Origin of the sequence: Pseudofrankia sp. DC12, from assembly GCF_000966285.1 — a bacterium.
Taxonomy (GTDB): Bacteria; Actinomycetota; Actinomycetes; order Frankiales; family Frankiaceae; genus Pseudofrankia.
Genome location: NZ_KQ031391.1, coordinates 3879359 through 3901005, shown reverse-complemented (window position 1 = coordinate 3901005; position 21647 = coordinate 3879359). Strand labels below are relative to the sequence as shown.

Genomic DNA, 21647 nt, shown 5'->3' with positions numbered 1-21647 from the left:
CTCGGAAGCGCGGGCGGCGAGATTCCGGCCGGAAGGAACTGCACCCGCGAGACCCGTCGAAACCTGGACCGAGAGCTCGATCGTGACGATTACTCAGAGCGATAGTTCGCTACCTGGAGTGATCTTCCCTTGGCCCTGGGCTGGAACCAGTTCGGCAGGACCTCGGAGAAGCTCTGCCACCAACCCTGCTGGTTTGCCTCGCGGACCAGCGCCATGAACGGCGCCCGCTCTGCTTCTTCGGTCACGCCGTAAAGAGTAAGCAGATCCTCGACGTCGCGTTCCTTGAAACTCACACGTCCGAGCTCAAGCCGACTGATCTTTGACTCGGAACCGCGAATGTGGTAGCCCGCATCTTCACGAGAGACGCCTTTGGCTTCACGCAACCGTCGCAGCTGGGAGCCGAGCATGATGCGACGAACGGTCGGGCCACCGCCCGCCGACGCTGTCGTCACGTCTCACTCCCTCTGATCCCGCTGTCGTAACGGTAAGCAAGCTTGTCCGTGTCCGGGCGCGGCGTCCAGACCCGACCGGAGTAAAAGTCTCGCGACCTGCGAGGCACAGCGCTCCGCGGTCCTTGCCGATCACGATTCAGGCGCGCTGCAACGTCCGGCGAAAGACCGGAAATCGGAGCAAAACAGACATTCGCTCCGTCGCAGCCGGTCACCGAATCGCGAAACCCCCGAACCTGTACGGCCCCGACGACCCGCCCGGATCGGCCGAACGGTTCTATTCTGCCAGCGCCTGCAGCACCCCCGACGGTCACCCGGCTCCGCCCCGAAACTCGCCCGGATCGGCCCGGGCCGCCCACCGCGAAGGAGCTGGGCCGGAACGCCTTCGCGGTCGCCCCCGTGACATGACTCACAGTCATGTCGGGCGAAGGCCACCTAGGCAAGCTCCCGGAGCGGGCGACTGACAGATCGTCAACGCACAGTGACCGAAGAGAGTCGATTGCGGGCGCGCAAAAGCGCGAGACGGCCACCCCGGGGCGCAGCGCGCCCTCGTCCGCCACTCGACCCCTCCATCGTGATCACCACGCGGGACCTCCCAGCCAACGCCCTGACGTACCCAGCCCGATCAGCCACGGAGCGTCATTTGCGTGATTCCTACACCATCACGGGCCGGTGCGCACCATCGGCCCGATATACCGCGTTGGGTATAGATCTCCGTCACGCTACGAACACGCTACCAACCCTTCACCGCACCTCCCCCCGCCCGGCAACCGGCCCACCACTCGCCCGCCCACCCGCGTCGGCCGAGTCGGGTCCTCCAACGCGGCCACCGCCGGCGATCACCAGCCTCTGCCGCCGCACGGCGACCGGTCTCCAGCGCCACTCGCCGCCCGGCGACTCACCCACTGGCGCCCGGCACCCGACCACCTTGACCGGTCACCGGCTCAGGCGCACGGCCGACGGGTCGTCGCCGGCGGGGTCGTGCGGACCGTCACCGGCTGGCCCCGGACCCCGTCGCCGCGTCCGGCCAGGCGCGGCGACTGGCGAGACGTAGGCCACAAAACGGGCGGCGCCCAGCCGGTCGCCGACGCGGCCGGAGGCGTACGAGCGCCGCCCAGGCCCGCGTCTGCGCAGGTCAGACGCCTGCCTGTGCGCGAGCTTCGCCCAGTGCGGGCAGGTGCGCCCGCGGACGGCGACAACGTTCGCTCCCAACGTTTGCACACGTCCTCTCCCGGGCAGATGCACGTGCATGCGACCGTGCCATACTGCTGCTGAACAAAGAAGCACGGCGTATCCGGGAACTTCCGCGACGCGGAGGGGGGTGGGCTGGTGTACCCGACCGCAGGTCGGCGTCCCGCTGGGACAGCCGTGACGGTGATCGTTGCGGGCCGCCGAGCGCATGCCCGGACCGGTTCGTCCGAGGGACTGGTCGGAGGGCAGCCCCTCGCGAGGCGGAGGCACGGCTTGCAGGACCGCTCGCAGCATCCGCGCCGTTCGCCAATGGCGACGAACGGCGCGGCCACCTCGTTCGACACGGATTCGGGGTGCGGTGGCAACCGTCCCCGGCATCCTCAGGAGACCGCCTTGACCATGATCTACAACGGCATGTCTGCTGCCGCTCTGAAAAGCGCCACCTGGCAGAAGAGCCGACGCAGCAACTCCCAGGGGAACTGCGTCGAGATGGCGCGGATCTCGGGCGATGCCGTCGCGGTCCGTAACTCCCGGCATCCGCAGGGACCGGCTCTCATCTACACCCTCGCCGAGATCGAGGCCCTGATCCTGGGTGCCAAGGACGGCGACTTCGACAACCTGCTCTGCTGATGGGCGTCGCCGCCGCCACCGTTACGCCTGCCTCGCGCTCGTTCGGAGCCCGCATGGACACCCTGACTTCCTCGGAGAAGACGCTGGCTGGAGAGCGCATCTTCACGTCGAGTGACCTTCCGAGCCTGTCGTTGCCCGACGCCGACGGCCTGGTGACCTGTCGGTGGTTCCAGGATCCGGCTCCCGGCCGGACCGCCTGGCGGACTTCCTCCCAGACCTACCGGCCCTCGTTGGCGGCGACCGAGGCCGCGGCGGTCGAGGACGACAACTTCGCGCCGCGCGGCCCCGGCCAGGTCGCGTTCGTCGCCGTCGACCGCACCTGGCTCGTCCGGGAAGGGATGGACCGGGTACGCACCCGCGCGGTCGACGCGGTGGTGCTGCACGCGAAGGCCAGTCCACCCGGTCGGACCGCGCTCGCGCTGGCGTTCAGCGCGCATCTGCGCACCCGGCAGCACCGGATGGGCCTGGGCGCGGACGTCGTCACCGCGGCGGTGCGCCCGGACCTGGCCGGGGCACCGGACGCCTTCCGGGTTCCGCACCTGGTCACGGTCTCCGACGGCACCGGCACGGTCGCCGACACGATCATCTGGCAGGTCATGACCGGCGCGCGGTACGACGCCTGGCTCGGCGGCGCGCCGCGGCCCGACAATGTGGCGATCGAGACGGCGCTGCCCGGCCTCGTCCGGCTACGTCATCTCTGGCGCACCGGCCGGCTGGACCGCTCCCGCGCCGACACTCTGGCCGCCGTCCTCGACGGTGGTGAGCTCACCGCGCAGAAGATCTTCCGCTACCCGCGCGTCGTACTCCCGATCGCCACCCGCGCGCTGCGCGGCGTCCTCTAGCGCGCGGGCACGTTCGGGGCCACCGGACGACGCTCGCGGCCCCCTGCCAGCCCCGGCACAGCGACGTGCTCGGGGCGACCCACCGCGGACGGCCCGCCAGCGATGCCGGCCACCGCGTTCAGCCAGCCCCGGTCACACCGATGTGTCCCGGGTTTCCTGCCGTCCGGGGCGAAGGTGAACCCGGCGAGGCCATCGACGAACGGGACGCCCATCAAGGGCCTCGCCGGGCATCGTGGCAGCCCGGCCTCGTCAGCTGGTAGGACGCACCTTGCCGGCCTGCGGCCCCTTCTGGCCCTGCTCGACGTCGAACTCGACGCGCTGCCCCTCGTCGAGGGTCCTGAAGCCGTCGGTCTGGATCGCCGAGTAGTGGACGAAGACGTCCGGGCCGCCACCGTCTAGCGCGATGAACCCGAAGCCCTTTTCGGAGTTGAACCACTTCACGGTGCCCGAAGCCATGTCGACCTCCATGCCGATCTTTCGTGGGTGGGCTGCCACGCCACCCCGCTCCACGACGCCGGCGCGGCCCGCCAAGGGCGCCGACGACCGTTCCCCCCAGCCTGTCGCGCTGGTCCCCGTCTACACCCGCGGCGGGACAGCGGCCAGCTCGAGCGACGGCGACGCCGTCACTCTATCCGGACCGACCGGCGACTGGATCACCGGCCGCCCCGGCCGAGGACGCCCGGCAGCGACTTCGAGCGAGCACCACTGTCACCAGTGACGGTAGATTCATTACCAACAGTTATCGCGTGGACGGTGACCGCGAGCTGGCGGGCACGGCCGAGGCCAACGGCCGCGGGCCTGGCCGCGAGGGCGCGAGCCGGCCTCACGACCATGCACGATCAGGCAGGCGGGTGGCGGCGATGCGATTCCAGGACGACTCCAACGGCCTCGATGTCCCCGGTGACGAGCGCCGCCTCAGGGTCGTCGACCGGGTGACCGACCTGATCGGGAACACCCCGCTCGTCCGGCTCACCGAGGCCGTCACGGCCGCCGCGCGCCTGTGGCCGGCGGACGGGACCGGCGAGGCGGACGGGCGCGGCGGGGCGCCGCTAGTCGGAAAGCTGGAGTACGTCAACCCGGGCGGCTCGGTGAAGGACCGGATCGCCGTGACGATGGTGGACGCGGCCGAGCGGGACGGCCGGCTGCGCCCCGGCGGGACGATCGTCGAGCCGACGAGTGGCAACACCGGCGTGGGCCTCGCGATGGTGGCGGCCCTGCGCGGTTACCGCTGCGTGTTCACTATGCCCGACAAGATCAGCGAAGAGAAGCGCTCGGTGCTGCGCGCCTACGGCGCGGAGGTTCTCGTCTGCCCCACGGCGGTCGACCCGGACGACCCGCGTTCCTATTACTCCGTCGCGCGCGACGTCACCCGCCGGACCCCGGGCGCGTGGAGCCCCGACCAGTACTCCAACCCGGACAACCCGGCCGCGCACCGGGCCAGCACCGGGCCGGAGATCTGGCGGGACACGGCCGGCCGGGTGACGCACTTCGTGGCCGGCATCGGCACCGGCGGGACGATCAGCGGGGTCGGGCAGTACCTCAAGGAGGTCAGCGGCGGCCGGGTGCAGGTGATCGGCGCCGACCCGGAGGGCTCGGTCTACTCAGGCGGCAGCGGCCGGCCCTACCTGGTCGAGGGCGTCGGCGAGGACATCTGGCCATCGACGTTCGACAAGACGGTCGTCGACCGGGTCGAGGCGGTCAGCGACCGGGACTCGTTCCTGATGACGCGGCTGCTGGCCCGCGAGGCCGGGCTGCTGGTCGGCGGCTCGTGCGGGCTCGCGGTGGTCGCCGCGACCAGGACCGCCCGCGCGCTCGGGCCGGACGACCTGGTCGTCGTGCTGCTGCCCGACTCCGGGCGTGGCTACCTGTCGAAGATCTTCGACGACGAGTGGATGTACGACTACGGCTTCCTCGACCCGCCATCCGACGAACCGGTCGTCGGAGCGGTCCTGGCCAGCAAGCACACCGCCAACGGCAGGGCCAACGGGAACGGCAGGCCGGGTGGCAGGCCCGCCGCCAACCGGCCCGGCGGGTCCGACCGGTCCGGGGGGGCCAACGGCGCCGGCGCGGCCACTGTCGCTGGGGCCGCCGGGACCGGGGCCACCGGGACCGGGGCCACCGGGACCGGGGCCACCGCCGACGGCGGAACCGCCACGGCGCCGGAGCTGGTGCACGTCCATCCCGACGAGACTGTCGGCGCGGCCATCTCCTACCTGCGCGAGTACAACGTCTCGCAGATGCCGGTGGTCCGGCACGAGCCACCGCTGCGGGCCGCCGAGGTCGCCGGCGCGGTCCTCGAACGCGAACTGCTCGCGGCCGTCTTCGCCGACCGGACTGTGATCGACACGCCGGTCGCCGCGCACATGTCGGCCCCGCTGCCCACAATCGGCTCGGGCGAGCCGCTCTCGACCCTCGTCGAGGCTCTGGGTGGTGACGACCCGGCCGTTCTCGTCCTCGACAGCGGCAACCCGGTCGGCATCCTCACCCGCGCGGACCTCCTCAGCTACCTGGCCGCCCGGTGACCTCCGCGAGCCCGAGCGCGGAGCGGCCCAGCCGGAGCCAGACAAGCCCGAGCCAAATCACCGCGGCCGCCGCGCCGGAGCCGGTCCCCGGCCAGCCGCGCCGCGTCGGCGAGTCCCGTGACCAGGCGCGGGCGGCGGGTCCGGAACGGGAGCGGGCCGGCCACGACGACACCAGGCGAGGATTCGAGACGGTCGCGGTGCATGCCGGTCAGGAGCCGGACCCGGCGACCGGCGCCGTCGTCGTGCCGATCCACCTGGCCTCGACCTTCGCGCAGGATGGGATCGGCGGGCTGCGGGCCGGCTTCGAGTACGCCCGCTCCGGCAACCCGACCCGCGCCGCGCTCGAGACGTCGCTCGCCGCGCTCGAAGGCGGCCGGGCCGGGCTCGCGTTCTCCTCCGGCCTGGCCGCCGAGGACGCGCTGCTGCGCGCAGTCTGCCGGCCGGGCGACCACGCGCTCATCCCGGCCGACGCCTACGGCGGCACCTACCGGTTGTTCCACCGCGTCTACGCCGACTGGGGCCTGGAGTACACACCCGTCGACCTGGCCGACCCGGCCGCCGTGCGCGCCGCGCTGCGCGCCGGGCGGACCCGGCTGATCTGGTGCGAGACCCCGACGAACCCGCTGCTGTCGATCGCCGACATCGCGGTGCTCGCCGAGCTGGCCCACGCGGCCGGTGCGCTGCTCGTCGTCGACAACACGTTTGCCTCGCCCTACCTGCAACGACCGCTCGCGCTCGGCGCGGACGCCGTCGTGCATTCGACCACCAAGTACCTCGGCGGGCACAGCGACGTCGTCGGCGGGGCCGTCGTCGTGGTGGACCCTGAGCTGGGCGGGCGGATCGCGTTCGTCCAGAACGCCGCCGGCGCGGTGCCCGGGCCGTTCGACGCCTGGCTGGTGCTGCGGGGGATCAAGACGCTGCCCGTGCGGATGGACCGGCACTGCGCGAACGCCGCCCGCGTCGCGGCGCTGCTGGACGGCCACCCCGGCGTCGCGGAGGTCCGCTACCCGGGCCTGCCGACGCATCCGGGCCACGCGGTCGCCGCACGACAGATGTCCGGGTTCGGCGGCATGGTGTCGTTCCGGGTCCGCGCCGGCGCGGACGCCGCGGCCGCGGTCTGCCGCCGGGCCAGGCTTTTCACGCTGGCCGAGTCGCTGGGCGGGGTGGAGTCGCTGATCGAGCATCCGGGCCGGATGACGCATGCCTCGGCGGCGGGGTCCCCGCTCGCGGTGCCCGATGACCTCGTCCGGCTCTCGGTCGGGATCGAGTCGGCCGACGACCTGCTCGCCGACCTGCGCCAGTCTCTGGATGCTTCCTCCGCCTGACAGAACAGAAGAAGAGCGTCAAACCGCGGACCGTTGCCCGGCCTCGCAGGCCAGGCCGGCATGCCGCGCGCCCGGGCCGCAGCCCCTCGACGGTGTCCGAAAATCGGTGACTCTCCGCTACGGATACGCGAAATGTTGTGCGGCGTTGCGATTCTGGAGTCGCAATTTACAGTAACCGTGGACCGGCCTCGCGAACCTAGTCGCTAACCGAAGGTAAGCGGAGAGTCCGTTCCGATCCGGCGCACGGCCCACCAGGCAACTGGCGAAACACTTGACCGACTGCAAGCAAAGGCGATATGCCACCCCGCTCGCAAGGATAGACGTCCGCAGTGCCTCCGCCCCACTGTGGCACGTAGCGGGCCTGAGAATGTCTCGGAGACGACGTTCCGTCGCCGACCATGCGCAATTCCGTCGACAATGCACATGCCGACGATGCGGCCGACCGCCGGGGCATTACTGTTCTCTGAGGTTGCCTCGGCCGCGGCGCCCGCCACGGCCCGTAAGGATGGCTCGTTACGCAGAGCCACCATCGCCGGGCCAAGTCGGTTTGCGCCGCCGGTAGGCGACCCGACCATGACCACGCAGCGCTATCGGGAGGGGTGGGGCGTGGCAAGAGGAAACCCGACGTTGGCGGGCGGCGCGGCCTGGCCGGCGGCGCCGCCGGAGCAGCACGCCGATGACATCCCAGGCCTCTATCTGGCCTCGGACAGCACAGGCCCGCCCTTGGCCTCGGACAGCACAGGCCCGCATTCGGCCTCGGACAGCACAGGCCCAAACGTGGCCCCAGACGACACAGGCCCGCACTCGGCCTCAGACAGCACAGGCACAGATATGAACATCGACGGCCCGGCCGATGGGGCCGACCAGTCCCGGGCCGGTCTCGCTGGCACCGGGGAAAACCCGCCCACCGGCGACGACGCGCTCTCCACCGGGGAACGCGCCGGCCGGCTGCTGCGGGAGCTGCTCACCGGGACGGCGGAGTACCGCCGGATGTGGGAGTCGCGGGTCCGCCGGGCGAGCGCCCAGGAGCCGAGCTTCGCGGCGGTGGCTCGCGTCATCGCCGAATACCTCTGGAACGCCGGCATCGTCGCCGAGGAGGACCAGGAGCTCGACCGCGCTCTCAAGGACCGGGTCAGCCGGGCGCTCGGCGGCGGGCGCATCTCGGCCCAGACGATGGAATGGTTCATCGAGGCGTTCGGGATGCGTGAGCAGGAGGCCGGGTTGTGGGCCGCGTTCGCCGGTCTCACCGACCCCGGGGTCGACGCGAGCTCCGGAAGCAGGCGCGGCGCGCCGGCGCTGATCCTGCCGCAACGCCACCGCACCCTCGCGTTGTTCGAGCGCTACCGGTTCGATGACACCGGTTCGCTCGTCGAACAGCACACCCACCAGGTGATCTCCGCGCAGGAGGACGGCGTCGCCGTCTACCCGTGGGTGCTGCGCTCGGACGCGACCGAGAGCACGGTTCTGGTCGGCGGCCAGCCGGGCTCCCGGCATGCCTACAGCTCCCGGCTGACACTCACCGAGGTCGGGCTGGACCGGACCCTCGGCCGGGGCGCCCGGCACGCGCTGGAGCTGCGGGCCCGGTTCCCGTCGGGCCAGCCGGTCCAGGAGATCCGGCGGGCGGTGCGGGCCAAGACGGAGAGCATCGACCTCGCGATCGCGTTCGACCCGGCCCGGCTGCCGCGCGACCCCCGGTGGACGGTCTGGAGCACCCATGAGGGCGGCCTGATCGTCGACGACGAGCCGGTGGCCCTGTCGGAGAACAACACCCTGCACCGGTTCCTGCCAGCAATCCATCACGCCGTCGTCGGCTTCCGCTGGTCCTGGTAGCCGCATCCCGAGAAGCGGCCGTGGGCCGGGGCTGGCGCCTCCGGTCCCCGGCCGCTCCCGGAGCCAGCGCAACAAGTGTTACCGCAACATGACAGGCACGGCTCAACCGCTCCTGGAAAGCTTGGATCCGCGATCGGCCGGCGCATAGCGTGGCACCGTCCGAGATCGCGGCGTCAGGTGCCGCCCAGGAGGTCTGGCGATGGCTGGTTGGCGTGTGCTGAGCGTCGTGGGCAACCCGAAGCCGCAGTCGAGGACCCGTCGGGTGGCCGAGGCGGTGGCCGAGCGGGTCACCCGCGGGCTGGCGGCCACCGGCAACGGCGGGGCGGGCAACGGCATCCCGGGGAGCACCGCGGCCGAGGTCATCGAGGTCTCCCAGCTGGGCGCCGGGCTGCTCGGCTGGGGTGACCCGGCCGTCAAGGCGGCGACGACGGCGATGGCGGCGGCCGACGTCCTCATCGTCGCGACGCCGACCTACAAGGCGACCTACACGGGCCTGCTCAAGCTGCTGCTCGACCAGATCGGCGCCGGCGAACTCGGCGGCGTGCCGGCGATCCCGGTCCAGGTCGCCGCGGCGCCCCAGCACGCGCTCGCCGTCGAGGTCCACCTGCGCCCGGTGCTCGTCGAGATCGGCGCCTCGCTGCCCACCACGGGGCTGTTCGTCCTGGACAGCACCCTCGGCACCCTGGACGAGACGCTCGACCGCTGGTCGGCAACCAACCTTGACGCGGTGATCGCCCTCGCCACGGCACGCGCGGCGCGCGTCCGGGCCTGAACCGGCGGCCGGGTCAGCCGCGGGTCACCGGAGGGACACGGGCGAGGATGGCGGCGACGTCCGTGCCGCGCGGCAGCGTGCCGTAGGCCCGGCCGCCGCCGGTGGCCAGCCGGGTGGCGCAGAATGCGCCGGCGACGGCGGGCGGTGCGTGCCGGACCAGCAGCGCGCCCTGCAACACCAGCGCCATCCGTTCCACCAGGGTACGGGCGCCGAACTCCAGCTCGCCCGGGTCCGCCGTCGGCAGGTCGGCCAGGTCCGCGCGCAGCGCGGCGACGGCCGCGTCGAGCCGGTCGTCCCCGCCGGCGGACCGGGCAACCTCGGCGTCGAACGCCGCCACGGCGGCCGGCTCACGGTCGAGCGCTCGCAGCACGTCCAGGGCGTTCACGTTGCCCGCGCCCTCCCAGATGCTGTTCAGCGGCGCCTCGCGGTAGAGCCGGGGCATCCCCGACTCCTCTGCGTAGCCGTTCCCGCCGAGGCACTCCAGCGCCTCGGCGACGAAGCCCGGCTGCCGCTTGCAGATCCAGAACTTCGCCAGCGCGGTGGCCAGCCGCAGGAACGCGCGCTCCCCCGCGTCGCCGCGCACGCCCCGGTCGATCGCACCCGCCAGCCGCAGCATCAGCGTCGTCGCCGCCTCCGACTCGACCGCGAGGTCGGCCAGGACGTTGCGCATCAGCGGCTTGTCGACCAGCAGGGCGCCGAACGCCGAGCGGTGCCGGGTGTGGTGCAGCGCCTGGACAAGGGCGGCCCTGGTTCCGGCCGCGGAGCCGAGCGCCGAGTCGAACCGCGTCATGGCGACCATCTCGATGATGGACCGCACGCCGCGCCCCTCCGGGCCGACCAACCAGCCGACGGTATCGTCGAACTCCGGCTCGGCGGAGGCGTTGGAGCGGTTACCGAGCTTGTCCTTCAGCCGCTGGATGCGGAACGTGTTGCGCGATCCGTCCGGAAGAACTCGGGGCACCAGGTAGCAGGACAGCCCGCTCGGCGCCTGCGCGAGCACGAGGAAGAGGTCGCTCATCGGCGCCGAGGTGAACCACTTGTGCCCGCGCAGCCGGTAGCTGCCGTCCGGGTGGGGCACCGCGGCCGTGGTGTTGGACCGAACGTCCGAGCCGCCCTGCTTCTCCGTCATCCCCATGCCGGCGATCAGGCCGAGCTTGCCGGTAGGCGGGCACATCGCGCGGTCATAGACCCGGCTGGCCAGCAGCTTCTCGTAGACTGCGGCGAGCTCCGGTTCGGTGCGCAGCGCCGGGATCACGGCGTAGGTCATCGAGACCGGGCAGGTGTGGCCCTGCTCGACGGTGCTCCAGACGTGCAGCCCGGCGGCCCTGGCGACGTGCGCTCCCGGACGGCGGCTGCCCCACGCGGCACCGGCCAGGCCCTCGCGCACGGCCACGTCCATCAGGGCGTGCCACGACGGGTGGAAGTCGACCTCGTCGATCCGGTTGCCGTACCGGTCATGGGTGCGTAACTCGGGGACGTGCCGGTTCGCGAGATCCCCCCAGCGAGCGGCCTGCTCGCTGCCGGCCAGCCAGCCCAGGCGGTGCAGGTCGTCGATATAGAAGGCGGCGCCCTCGCGGCGCAGACCCTCCTCCAGCACCGGGTCGTCGGCGACGTCGTAGTCGACCAGCGGCGGTGGCTGGTTCGTCACCGCGTGGGTCACGGCCGGCCGCGACCGCACCGGCTCACCGCCGAGCCGCGTCGAGCCGCTGGACGATCGTCGCGTCGACCCAGCTGTCGTCGATCCAGGTGCCACCGTCATGGCGCCGCACCTCCTCAGCCGGAACTCACCGGCCGTCGCGGTCATCCTGCTCCCGTATCCGCTCCGCATCCAGTACCCAGCCGCAATCCGGCGTGCACCCGCGCAGCGCGCCAGGCCCGCGCGGGTGGTTTCCTGCGCGCGAGCTGGGCCGAGAGGCCGCTGGTCGTCAGCGGTAGCTGAGGAACTCCCGGCCCGCGGCGTCGATGTGGCTGTGCTCGTTGACCGAGATGAGGCTGGTGCCGGACCGGCCACAGACGATCTTTGCGATGCCTCCGTTGATCATGGTTCGGTTCAGTGAGACGAGGCCCTCGACGCCGACGCCGAGCAGCCGGCCGCACAGCGCGGCGATCGGGCCGGCCGACGAGAAGACCACCGCGGTGCCACCGGAGCCGAGCCGGCCGGCCAGCCCGTCGAGCGCGCCGGCGACGCCGTCGCTGAAGGCCCGGAAGCTGCCCGGCCCGGTGTCGTCGCGGGCCATCCAGTCGGCCAGCGCGTTGTCCAGCAGGCCCTGGAACGACCGCGACGAGATCCCGCTGGAGGTCGACACCCGCTGGGCGGGGGGCGCGTGGCCCTGCCGGCCGCCGGTGACCATCGTGTCCTGGTCGTACTCGTTCCAGCGGGCGTCGGTCTCGGTCCCGCCGGCCCAGCCGCCCGCGTCGACGGCAACCGCCGAACCCGCGCCGGTGCCTGTGCCGGCCTGGCTGGCGGGGGCAGCGGCATAGGCGGTGAGCGCGGCGGCGGCCGTCTCCCGCTGGCGGCGCAGGGTGCCAGTGGCCACAAGATCGACCCGAACGCCCCGGGCCCGCAGCTCGGCCCCGGCCAGCGCCGCCTGTCGGTGGCCGAGCTCGGACAGGACGTCGTAGTCGGCGGCGCCGAACGACGCCTGGCCATGCCGCACCAGGTAGACGACGCTCACGCCAGCCTCCGATCTGCCCGCCGCCGCGGCTCCAGGTCCGAAGGCAAGCTATCCGGAACCGGCCACGAGGCGTGGCGTCACGGCGCGGGGACCAGCTGGGCGACCAGCTCTCCGACGGCGTACTGCTGCCGCAGCCGGCGCTTGTCGAACTTGCCGACCGACGTCTTCGGCACCTCCGCTATCACCTGCCAACGCTCCGGCACCTGCCAGCGGGCCACCTTGCCACTGAGGAACTCCCGCAGCTCGGCGAGCGTCGCCACGGCGTCCGGGCGCAGTACCACCAGCGCGAACGGCCGCTCGCCCCAACGCTCGTCCGGCACGCCGATGACGCTGGCCTCCGCGACCGCCGGATGTGCCATCAGCAGGTTCTCCAGCTCGACCGACGAGATCCACTCGCCGCCGGACTTGATCACGTCCTTGGCCCGGTCGGTCAGGGTCAGATAGCCGTCCGGGCTGATGTGCCCGACGTCGCCCGTCCGCAGCCAGCCGTCGTGGAACTTCTCCGGGTCGGCGGCCCCCACCCCGTCGCCGGTCAGCGTGCCGCCGGAGTAGTACGAGCCGGCGATCCAGGGGCCGCGCAGCTCCAGCTCGCCGACGCTCTTCCCGTCCCAGGGCAGGATCTCGCCGCCGGCACCGACCAGCCGGGCGGCGACGTTGGCGACGAACCGGCCCTGGGTGAGCCGGTATGGCCAGGCCTCCTCGGGGCTGAGGCCTGCCGGCGGGCGGGCGACGGTGACCAGCGGCGAGGTCTCCGTCATGCCGTACGCGTGCAGCAGGGTGATCCCGAGCCGGTCGTACGCCTCCATCACCGACGGCGGGCAGGCCGAGCCGCCGACGACGGCCTCCTTCAGCGACGAGATGTCGACGGCGCCCGGGTTCGCCTCCAGGAAGGCGAGCAGGCCCTGCCAGATCGTCGGCACGCCGGCGGCCTTGTTCACCCCGGTGGCCTCGATCATCTTGGCCAGCGGCTGGGCCTGCAGGAACGGTCCGGGCAGCACGAGCTCGGTGCCGCCGAGAAACGCGATGTAGGGCAGGCCCCAGGACAACACGTGGAACTGCGGCACGATCGCGAGCACCCGGTCGGCCGACGAGATGCCCATCATCGACGGCAGGGCGGAGCCCATCGCGTTGAGGAAGATCGACCGGTGGCTGTAGACGACGCCCTTGGGGTCACCCGTCGTGCCGGAGGTGTAGCACATCGCGGCCGCCGTCGTCTCCGCCACCTCCGGCCAGTCGAACGTGTCCGGGCGGCCGGCGATCAGAGCCGCGTAGTCGTGCACCTCGACCGGGCGGCCCGCGGCGGCGGCGAGCGCGGCCAGATCCGTTCCGACCGTGGCGGCGTCGAGGACGCCGTGGTTCACGACGACATGCTCGACCGTCTTCATCGCCGGCAGCAGCGCGACCAGCGCCGACAGCAGCGTGTGGTCGACGAGGAGCACCTTGTCCTCGGCGTGGTTGGCGATGAAGACGATCTGCTCGCCCGGCAGCCGCAGGTTCAGGGTGTGCAGGACCGCACCCATCGCGGGCACGGCGAAGTACGCCTCGATGTGTTCCTCGTTGTTCCACATCAGGGTGGCGACCCGATCACCAGCCGTGACGCCCAGCTCGGTGAGCCCGTGCGCGAGCCGGGCCGCGTTGGCCCCGGCCTCGGCGAACGTGGCGACCGTCAGGCTCCCGTCCGCCTGTGCGGTGAACAGCTTCTGGTCGGGATACACCGTGACGGCGTGTTCCAGCAGCCGCCGAATCCCCAGCGGCACGTCCTGCATCGTGCTGATCATGGTTGCTGCCACCGTGTCCTTTCGGCGCCGTGAGCCAGGACCGTGCGCGGCCGGGCCGGTCAGTGCGCGAAACCGTAAGGCCCGGCCATCGGGCGCGCAACCAACCAGATCTCCGCGTGGCTTGCGACCAGGCCCGCGCCGGCGCGGTCGATCCGGCCCGTTCGAGCCGGCATGGATGTGATACAGGTCACCGACAGTTTGCCGCATCCAGGACACCGCGACCAGATCCACGGGCACAGAAGGACCGAATGTCTCTATTGACGTGACCCCCAAAAGTCCCCTCCGGGGGATGCCCGAGGCGAGGCGCCTGCCGTATGGTGTAGCCGGCTCGTTACCCCTGACAACCGAGGTCCTGGTCAGACGGGTCGCGGGTCACCGGCCGTCAGCTGTCCGGGTCGACCGGCCGCTCCGGCCGGGCGGCCGGGTACGGCCGGTCCTGGCGGAGCGATCCTGGCCGGGTCGCGCTGGCACCGGGCGGACGCCGTCCGCGCGGAACAAGTGGTCCGGTCCCGGAATGCGGCGCGAAAATGACGGAGATGCGTTCGAGCGGACCCCCCCCACGCTCGAGCGAGGCCACGGCGAGCGAGGTTTTCTGTGCGAGCCATCGGGATGCGGCCCAACAGTCCAGGGCGCGCGCTGATCGTCGACGACAACGACATGATCCGGACACTGGTCAGCCGGCTGCTGAGCCACGACGGGCACGAGGTCGACGCCGCGGCGTCGGTCGAGGACGCACTCGCCCTTCCCATGGCCGACTACCACGCGCTGATCATCGATGTGCGCCTCGGTGCCGGACGCGGGACCGACCTGATCGAGCGGCTGCGCTCCCAGGACCCGTCGATGCCGGCCCGGTGCCTGCTGATGACCGGCGGGATCGACGACGACCTGCCGCCCGACGTGGCCGTGCTGTACAAGCCGTTCACCGCCGACGACCTGTCGGCAGCGGTACGCGCGTTGGGTGACGTACAGCCCAGCGGTGCGTCGGGGAGGTGACCGTTCACACCGGCACCGGCACCGGTCGTGCCGCCGCCGTGGGCGATGCGGGCCGCCCGGCGGTCGTCGTCGGCCCGGTCGGGCCGCCGCGCGAGGCCGAGCACGGCACGACCGCGACCGCGACCGCGACCGCGACGATTTCACCGTCAGGACGTGGCGACGCAACAGACCCGGCCTCGGCCGGCCGCTACCTTCTGCCCGTGGAGCATGGACCGGCCGCCGACCGGACCTGCCCGACGACGGGCCAGCCGCACGATCCGGTCAGCGAGACCACCCGGCTGCTGCTGCGGCTGATCGCCGCCGGGCAGGAGCGCGAACGCCAGCATCTGTGCGACGCCTTCCATGACGGCCCGATCCAGGACCTCACCGCCGTCCTGCTGACCTGTGCCGCGGTGCGCCGGACACTCGACGGGCCGGCGGCCGAGAGGCTTGCCGCGGTCGAGACCCAGCTGCGCGACGCGATCACCACCTTGCAGCTGCCGGCGCCGGCGTTCCGCGCCGGCCGCGGCGCGTCCAAGATCCTCACAACCGCCCTCACGAACCGGGTGCGCGGGGCGCTCGCCCACGAGCTGGACGCCGTCCTCGATGTCGACGACGTCCCGCCGAGCCGGGCCGAGGTCGCCGAGGTCCTGTCCGCCGTGCAGCTGCTGCTCCTGGAAAGCGACCCGTGGCGGCCGGCCCGGCGCGCCGTCGTGACCGTCCGGTCCGGCCACGACGGCGTAGCCCTGACGCTCTGGGCCGTCCCGGACCGGTGCTCGGCGACCAGCGTCGACGCGGCTCACGACGCCGCCGCCCGGGCCGTCCGGCTGCGCCGGGTCGCGGCAATCGTCGGCGCCCGCATCACCGAGGACCAGCCCGGCGGCGCCTGGCGGGCGTCGGTCAGCTGGCCGCGGCGGGCCCCGTCGCCGGTCACCCAGGCCCGCCTCGACTCCCCGCTCCCGAGCTAGCGCGTCAGTCCCGGGGCGTGGCCGGCCCGGCCAGCACCAGCCGAGATCAAGGCGCCGCGGGGGGACGCACGAGGCCGGGGACCGTCAGCATGCTGAACAGGTCCAGGAAAGCTGCCGCGGCCGGCGGAAACGCCGCGCGTGCGTAGCCCACGACGGCGACGACCGGCGCGTCCGCCAGCCGCACCCGGTGGGCCGCGAGGTCCGCGCGCACCGCGGCCTCCGGCACCAGCGCCACCCCGAGCCCGGCGGCGGCCAGCCGCGCGGCGGCGTCGACCGTGCGGGTCTCGACGGCCGCCCGCGGCGTGAACCCGGCGGCCCCGCAGGCCTCCAGCACCAGCGTCCGCAGGCCGTGCCCCGGCGCGTACAGCACCCAGTCGACGGCGGCGAACGCGCGCAGCGGCACCCCGGCCGTCCCGGCGCGCGGGTCGCTCGCGGGCACGACGAGCGTGTAACGCTCGGCGCCGAGAAAGCGGACCGGACCGGCCCAGTCCGGCGGCCGGGCGCCGATCGCGAGGTCAGCCCGTCCCTCTGCCATGAACTCCTCCAGGCCGAGCCGGTCCGGGAACTCGGTCAGCCGCGGTGGCACGTCCGGGAAACGCTCCCGGAACCGCGCGACCGCGTCCGGCAGCACCCAGGTCGCCAGCGAGGTCAGCGTGGCGATGTGCAGCGTGCCGCCGTCCAGGCCGGCGGCAGCGCGCGCCCGCGTCACCGCGTTGCCGGCGTCGGCGAGCAGGCCGCGGGCCGCGTCGAGGAAGGCCCGGCCGGCCGGGGTGAGCCGCGCGCCCCGGCTGGAGCGCTCCAGCAGTTCGGCGCCGAGCTGCCGCTCCAGGGCCCGGATCTGCTGGGACAGCGACGGCTGGGCGACCAGCAGGCGGGTGGCCGCCGCGGTGAAGGACTGCTCTTCGGCGACGGCGACGAAGTACGCCACCTGCCGTAGGTCCAGCCATGGCTGCCGCGGCCCTGGACCGGCTGTCGAGGCGCGTGGGGCGACCATAGGAGTTTTCTATAGCTCCAGGTGGGTTTGCGTCTTGGACCCCGGGTCAGGAAAAAGAGACGATGACGCCGGTGGCCCGCGACGAGGCGAGCGCCCAGCGGTGACCGGCCTGGCAACAGGATGTCTGGCAACGATGCCCCGGCTCGCCACGAGACCTGGTGTTCCCACCGCCGCCCTGCTGTCCTGGCCGGCCATGGGCACCGGCGTCTCCCGCTTCCACTCACGCCACCGCGCGTTCTGATCGGAGAGAGATGCGCGACCCGAACCTCCCGGCGGGATCCACCCAGTCGAGCAACGGCCGTGGCGACGCGGCCAGCGTCATCGTCCTGGCCGGCGGCCGGGTGATCGACCCGGCCAACCGCCTCGACGTGATCGCCGACGTGGTCTGCGCGAACGGAAAGATCGTCGCAGTCGGGCCGGGCGCGGGCGCCGCCTACGCGGCGCCGGGCGCCACGGTGGCCTCGACGGCGCCCCCACCCCCCGCGGGGCCCGTCGAGGTCATCGACTGCGCCGGCCTGGTCGTCACCCCGGGCCTCATCGACCTGCACGTGCACGTCTACCCGGGCCTCGGCGACTTCTGCGTGCACCCGGACCGAGCTGGCGTCGAGGTCGGCGTCCCGGTCGTCGTCGACGGCGGCACCTCCGGCGTGCGCACGCTGGGCATCTCCCGGGCGTTCACGCAGGGGGTGGGGGTACGGACCCGGGTGCTCGCCTTCATGGACCCGTGCCTGCTCTACCTGGCGACGAAGGACTTCATCGCGCACCGCCTGGAGATCGCCAACGACCCGCGCAACCTCGACCTGGACGCCGCCGCGGCGGCCGTCGAGGAGAACCGGGACTACGTGATCGGCTTCAAGGTCCGCGCGACCACCACCGAGGACGACCGGGTCTCGCCGTTCCTGGAGGGTGCCAAGTCCATCGCCGGCGACCTGCCGATCATGATCCACCTGGGCAGGTACCCGTACACCAAGAGCCTGACGAACCTGGACGCCCTGGCTGCGCTGCGCCCCGGCGACATCGTCACGCACGCCTTCCGGGGCCACTCGGGCGCGCTGGTGAACGGCGCGCCGACCAACGACACCGGCGGGTCCGGGCGCGCCGCGGCCGAGCAGGTCGCCGTGCACCCGGTGTTCGCCGACGCGGTCGCCCGTGGCGTCCGGCTCGACCTGGGCCACTCGGGCTCGGACTTCCGGTTCGCCGCCGCCCGGGCGCTGTTGGATCTTGGCTACCCGCCGGACACGATCAGCACCGACCTCAACCTGTTCAACGAGGACGGCCCGGTCTACTCGCTGCCCGAGACGCTGTCGAAGATCTGGGCGCTGGGCGTCCCGCTGGCGGACGTGATCGCGATGGCGACGGTCAACTCCGCCGCGTCGATCCGGCGGTCGGACGTGCTGGGGACCCTGGGTGTCGGCCGGGCCGCGGAGGTGAGCGTGCTGCGGGTCGACGAGGGGCCGGCTGTGTTCTCCGACGGCTTCGAGACGGTGGCCGGCGACCGCCGGCTCGCCCCCGTCGGCTGCCTGCGTGGCGGAACCTGGATCGAGGCGACCGGCCCGTTCAGCCGGGCCTCGGCCGAGGCTGTCGCGGCGTCGGCCGAGGCAGCCTCGGCTGGGCTGCCGCGCCGCCGGGCCGGCAGCGCCGCGGCCGAGGCCGCCGCCGAGTCCGCCCGCTTCGGGATGCCGGCCGGCGCCGGTCCGGCCATGACCTCCCGGTCCTGGTAGGCCGGCCGGCCATGGCCTACCTGATCGGCAACGCGTGCGTCGACATCATGGACCGGTCCTGCGTCGAGGACTGCCCGATCGACTGCATCTACACCGGCGCGCGCAAGCTCTACATCCACCCGGAGGAGTGCATCGACTGCGGCGCCTGCGCCCCCAGTTGCCCGGTTGACGCGATCAGCTGGGACCGCGACCTCGACCCGGGCGACCCGGACATCCCGCACGTCCAGGACGCGGCGGCGTTCTTCTATCAGCCTCTGCCCGGGCAGCCGGCGCCGCTGCGCGAGCCGGGCGGGGCGGCCGGGCTTGGCCCGGTCGGCGTCGACACGGCGCTCATCACGGCCATCCCGGCGCACGGCGAGCGATGAAGCACCTTCCCGGAAGGCCGACCTCCGGCTCGGTCACGCCGGACGCGTTCTACGACACGTTGGTGACGACCATCGAGGAGGCCCGCGCGGCGCTGCCCGCCGAGGAGGCCTCGTTCTTCAACCGCCCCATGAGCGAGCCCGAGCTGATCGAGTGGCTGTGCTTCCAGGCCTACTACGAGAAGCGCGCGGCCGAGTTCATCGGGCGGTGGCTGGCCGACACCCCGGAGCTCGACGCGTTCACGCTGCTCGCCCGCCAGGTGCGCGACGAGGCGCGCCACTACCGGCTGCTGATGCGGGCGCTGGACCGGCGCGGGGTGCCCTCCCTGGACCGGTGGAAGCCGGAGCCCGAATGGGAGGAATGGATCGACGGCTGGTACCCGTCCGGGGCGGACACGATCGAACGGGTCGCCGCGCACAATGTCACCGGCGAGATCGGCGCGGCGAACGCCATGCTCGCGGTGAAGCCCCGGCTGCCGGCCGACGTCGCCGCGGCGATCGACAAGATCCTGCCGGACGAGCAGTTCCACATGCGGCTCGGCCGCACGGTGCTCGCCAGGCACTGCGTCAGCGACGAGGCCCGCGAGCGCGTCCGCCACCGCGCACGGCGCACCTTCGAGCTGGAGCAGGCCGGTCGAGCAGCCTACAACCGGCGGATGGCCGGCCTCGGGCTGTCCGACCTCGACGCCGCGACCCCGCCACTGGCCTGAGCCGGGGTCCTGGCGGCGGGCTCAGCTCGAACGGGTCGCCCGCGGGATCGCGGTCGGTGGCTGGCCATACGGCCGGCGGACCGCGGACGGCCTCGTGCTGGCGTCGGGCCGGTGGCCGTCCGGGCGATGGGGGTGGATCCACAGCCCGTCGGCGCCGGTGGGCTCGGGACCGGCGGCGGGATCCGGCGCGGGCTGGTCGACCGCCGGCAGCAGCAGGCTGACGGTGGTGCCGACGCCGACGGTCGAGCAGACCTGGACCTCGCCGCCGGCCTCGGTGACGACCTCGCGCACGACCGCGAGCCCCAGGCCGGTGCCGCGGTCCGCGGGCTTGGTGGTGAAGAAAGGCTCGAAGGCGCGGGCTCTGGTCGCCGGGGTCATCCCGTCGCCGGTGTCGGAGACCCAGACGCCGACGTGACGACGTCCGGCGGGGTGCCGATGCCGGTCGGGGTACCAGACAGGCGCACCGGCACCGAAGCCGGCCGGGGCGACGGCGGCTGCCGCATCGTTCTGGTCAGACAGCACGACGTTGCCCGTCGTCACGGTCAGCGTGCCGCCGCGCGGCATCGCGTCTCGGGCGTTCATCGCCAGGTTCACGATCGCCTGCTCCAGCCGCGCCGGGTCCGCCCGCACCCGCCAGAGGGCGTCGTCGAGCTCGATCCGCAGGTCGAGGTGCTCGCCGAGCGGGCGGCGCAGCATCGCGACGGTCTCACGGACGAGCGTGTTCACGTCGATCGGCCCGACCGGGACGGGCTGGCGCCGTACCGCGGCCAGCAACTCGGCCGCGAGCTCGGCGGCCCGCTCGCCGGCGCGCTGGATCTGTGCCACGTCCCGGCGAACCGCGTCCCAGCCACCGGGGACGCCGCGGGCGTCCACCCGCGGCGACGCGGCCCCGCCGACACCGGCCGGACCGGCCACGTCGATGCCGTGTTCGCGCCCTTCGTCGAGCGCGTCGGCGACGAAGTCGGCGTAGTTCCTGATTACCGAGAGAAGGTTGTTGATGTCGTGCGCGACGGTGCCGGTCAGCTGCCGCAGGCTCTCGAACCGCTCAAGCACGCTCTGCTCGCCGGCCCAGCTCGAAGGGTCGGCGGGCATGGCGCCGCGCTGCCCCGGGCCGGTGGCCGGCGCCGCTCCCGCCAGCGGGATGGCCGCGGCCTGGACGGCCGCCGTCTGGACTGCCGCCGTCGGGACTGCTGAAGACCGTGCGGCCGGCGCGGGCACGACCGAGGCCGTCATCGCCGCGGGCGGCTGCCCAACCGGCGGCCAGATGTTCGACGGGTCCGGATAGGACGGATGGTCGACGGGAAGGTCGAGGTGCCACCCGGTCGACGGTTGTCCCTCGGGTGCGTAGGAGCCCTGCGGCCGCTGGGCCGCCTGGAGCGATGTGGCGCCGTCCGGCTCGCTGATCATGTCACCCCCGATGCGGTGTCGGTCCGCGCGAGCCGACCGGCAACGCCTTCGCCCGCGGTTCAAACCTTGGAAGATCTCGTTCTCCGTGCCTCCGCCGCGGGGACAGCCCCCACCCCGGAGAGGATCACAGCCTCGGCGCCGCGGTGCGTGCCGGAGCGTATCGCGCTCGCTACGCAAGAGCGCGTCGTACGAACAGCTACCCAGCCGACCCGGAGCCACGATGACGACCCGGCGGCTACCTGGCCACGCCGCCCACAGCTCACTTGTCCACCCGGCCGAGCAGCCGGGCGGAGCCGCACCCAATAAACCCGAACCGACCTATCTCGTCCAGATCGTCCACTCGCCCAGGCCCGGCCACCGGGGGCTGTCCGCGCCCGTCACCCGATGCCCGTTCTCGACCGATTCGCCGGAGCCGCAGGGTTCCGCGCCGAGGCGGCAGCCGAGTACGGACCGCCCGCCGATGGTCCTATAGACGCGAACACCGAGAAGGTGGTACTGG

General features: G+C 72.8%; 17 protein-coding genes and 1 pseudogene. 11 read left to right on the top strand and 7 right to left on the bottom strand.

Features of this window, described 5'->3' with window-relative positions:
- Positions 1-137: 137 nt before the first annotated feature.
- Positions 138-452: pseudogene (locus FRADC12_RS15540) on the bottom strand (helix-turn-helix domain-containing protein); the annotation flags it as partial.
- A 1587-nt stretch (positions 453-2039) separates the two neighbouring features.
- On the opposite strand from FRADC12_RS15540, the gene FRADC12_RS15535 reads away from it, so the two are divergent.
- Both FRADC12_RS15535 and FRADC12_RS15530 read left to right on the top strand, forming a co-directional pair.
- Positions 2040-2270 carry a DUF397 domain-containing protein gene (locus FRADC12_RS15535; RefSeq protein ID WP_502685310.1) on the top strand — a complete coding sequence of 77 codons (231 nt, stop codon included), beginning with the start codon at positions 2040-2042 and terminating at the stop codon, positions 2268-2270.
- A 53-nt stretch (positions 2271-2323) separates the two neighbouring features.
- Positions 2324-3112 (top strand): hypothetical protein, encoded by a 789-nt coding sequence (locus tag FRADC12_RS15530; RefSeq protein WP_045879661.1) that lies wholly within the window; start codon positions 2324-2326, stop codon positions 3110-3112.
- A gap of 249 nt (positions 3113-3361) precedes the next feature.
- On the opposite strand, the gene FRADC12_RS15520 is transcribed toward FRADC12_RS15530, so the two are convergent.
- Positions 3362-3568, bottom strand: coding sequence for a cold-shock protein (locus tag FRADC12_RS15520; RefSeq protein WP_045879660.1), 207 nt, complete (start codon positions 3566-3568; stop codon positions 3362-3364).
- Between the two features lie 404 nt (positions 3569-3972).
- Between FRADC12_RS15520 and FRADC12_RS15515 the strand changes: the two genes are divergently transcribed.
- The 4 genes from FRADC12_RS15515 to FRADC12_RS15500 all read left to right on the top strand — a co-directional run bounded on the left by FRADC12_RS15515 (position 3973) and on the right by FRADC12_RS15500 (position 9561).
- Positions 3973-5634 carry a pyridoxal-phosphate dependent enzyme gene (locus tag FRADC12_RS15515; RefSeq protein ID WP_045879659.1) on the top strand — a complete coding sequence of 554 codons (1662 nt, stop codon included), beginning with the start codon at positions 3973-3975 and terminating at the stop codon, positions 5632-5634.
- Entirely contained in the window at positions 5631-6959 is a 1329-nt protein-coding gene (locus FRADC12_RS15510; RefSeq protein ID WP_255355194.1) for a cystathionine gamma-synthase, read from the top strand. Before FRADC12_RS15515 ends, FRADC12_RS15510 begins: the two co-directional genes overlap by 4 nt.
- A gap of 831 nt (positions 6960-7790) precedes the next feature.
- Positions 7791-8789, top strand: a complete 999-nt coding sequence (locus tag FRADC12_RS15505; protein WP_232303822.1) for a hypothetical protein — start codon at positions 7791-7793, stop codon at positions 8787-8789.
- A gap of 199 nt (positions 8790-8988) precedes the next feature.
- A complete protein-coding gene (locus tag FRADC12_RS15500; protein ID WP_052710936.1) occupies positions 8989-9561 on the top strand; it encodes an NADPH-dependent FMN reductase in 573 nt (190 codons plus the stop codon).
- A 13-nt stretch (positions 9562-9574) separates the two neighbouring features.
- On the opposite strand, the gene FRADC12_RS15495 is transcribed toward FRADC12_RS15500, so the two are convergent.
- The 3 genes from FRADC12_RS15495 to FRADC12_RS15485 all read right to left on the bottom strand — a co-directional run bounded on the left by FRADC12_RS15495 (position 9575) and on the right by FRADC12_RS15485 (position 14014).
- Positions 9575-11320, bottom strand: a complete 1746-nt coding sequence (locus FRADC12_RS15495) for an acyl-CoA dehydrogenase family protein (RefSeq protein WP_232303821.1) — start codon at positions 11318-11320, stop codon at positions 9575-9577.
- Between the two features lie 166 nt (positions 11321-11486).
- Positions 11487-12236 carry a histidine phosphatase family protein gene (locus FRADC12_RS15490; RefSeq protein ID WP_045877185.1) on the bottom strand — a complete coding sequence of 250 codons (750 nt, stop codon included), beginning with the start codon at positions 12234-12236 and terminating at the stop codon, positions 11487-11489.
- A gap of 77 nt (positions 12237-12313) precedes the next feature.
- Positions 12314-14014, bottom strand: a complete 1701-nt coding sequence (locus FRADC12_RS15485) for a long-chain fatty acid--CoA ligase (RefSeq protein ID WP_045877184.1) — start codon at positions 14012-14014, stop codon at positions 12314-12316.
- A 594-nt stretch (positions 14015-14608) separates the two neighbouring features.
- Here FRADC12_RS15485 and FRADC12_RS15480 point away from each other — a divergent pair.
- Positions 14609-15007, top strand: a complete 399-nt coding sequence (locus tag FRADC12_RS15480; protein WP_052710935.1) for a response regulator — start codon at positions 14609-14611, stop codon at positions 15005-15007.
- Positions 15004-15954: a sensor histidine kinase gene (locus tag FRADC12_RS15475; RefSeq protein ID WP_052710934.1), complete on the top strand. Its 951-nt coding sequence runs from the start codon at positions 15004-15006 to the stop codon at positions 15952-15954. The genes FRADC12_RS15480 and FRADC12_RS15475 overlap by 4 nt, the downstream gene beginning before the upstream one ends.
- Before the next feature lie 46 nt (positions 15955-16000).
- Here FRADC12_RS15475 and FRADC12_RS15470 read toward each other — a convergent pair whose 3' ends face one another.
- Positions 16001-16948, bottom strand: coding sequence for a LysR family transcriptional regulator (locus tag FRADC12_RS15470; RefSeq protein ID WP_045877182.1), 948 nt, complete (start codon positions 16946-16948; stop codon positions 16001-16003).
- Positions 16949-17199: 251 nt separating this feature from the next.
- Here FRADC12_RS15470 and FRADC12_RS15465 point away from each other — a divergent pair, with 251 nt between their 5' ends.
- From FRADC12_RS15465 to FRADC12_RS15455, 3 genes are read left to right on the top strand one after another with little or no spacing between them, the layout of a single operon-like run.
- Complete coding sequence (locus FRADC12_RS15465) at positions 17200-18669, top strand: amidohydrolase/deacetylase family metallohydrolase (RefSeq protein ID WP_045877181.1); 1470 nt, start codon at positions 17200-17202, stop codon at positions 18667-18669.
- Between the two features lie 11 nt (positions 18670-18680).
- Complete coding sequence (fdxA, locus tag FRADC12_RS15460) at positions 18681-19034, top strand: ferredoxin (RefSeq protein WP_045877180.1); 354 nt, start codon at positions 18681-18683, stop codon at positions 19032-19034.
- Positions 19031-19741 carry a hypothetical protein gene (locus FRADC12_RS15455; RefSeq protein ID WP_045877179.1) on the top strand — a complete coding sequence of 237 codons (711 nt, stop codon included), beginning with the start codon at positions 19031-19033 and terminating at the stop codon, positions 19739-19741. Before fdxA ends, FRADC12_RS15455 begins: the two co-directional genes overlap by 4 nt.
- A 21-nt stretch (positions 19742-19762) precedes the next feature.
- Here FRADC12_RS15455 and FRADC12_RS28440 read toward each other — a convergent pair whose 3' ends face one another.
- Positions 19763-21148 (bottom strand): sensor histidine kinase, encoded by a 1386-nt coding sequence (locus tag FRADC12_RS28440; protein WP_052710933.1) that lies wholly within the window; start codon positions 21146-21148, stop codon positions 19763-19765.
- Positions 21149-21647 lie beyond the last annotated feature (499 nt).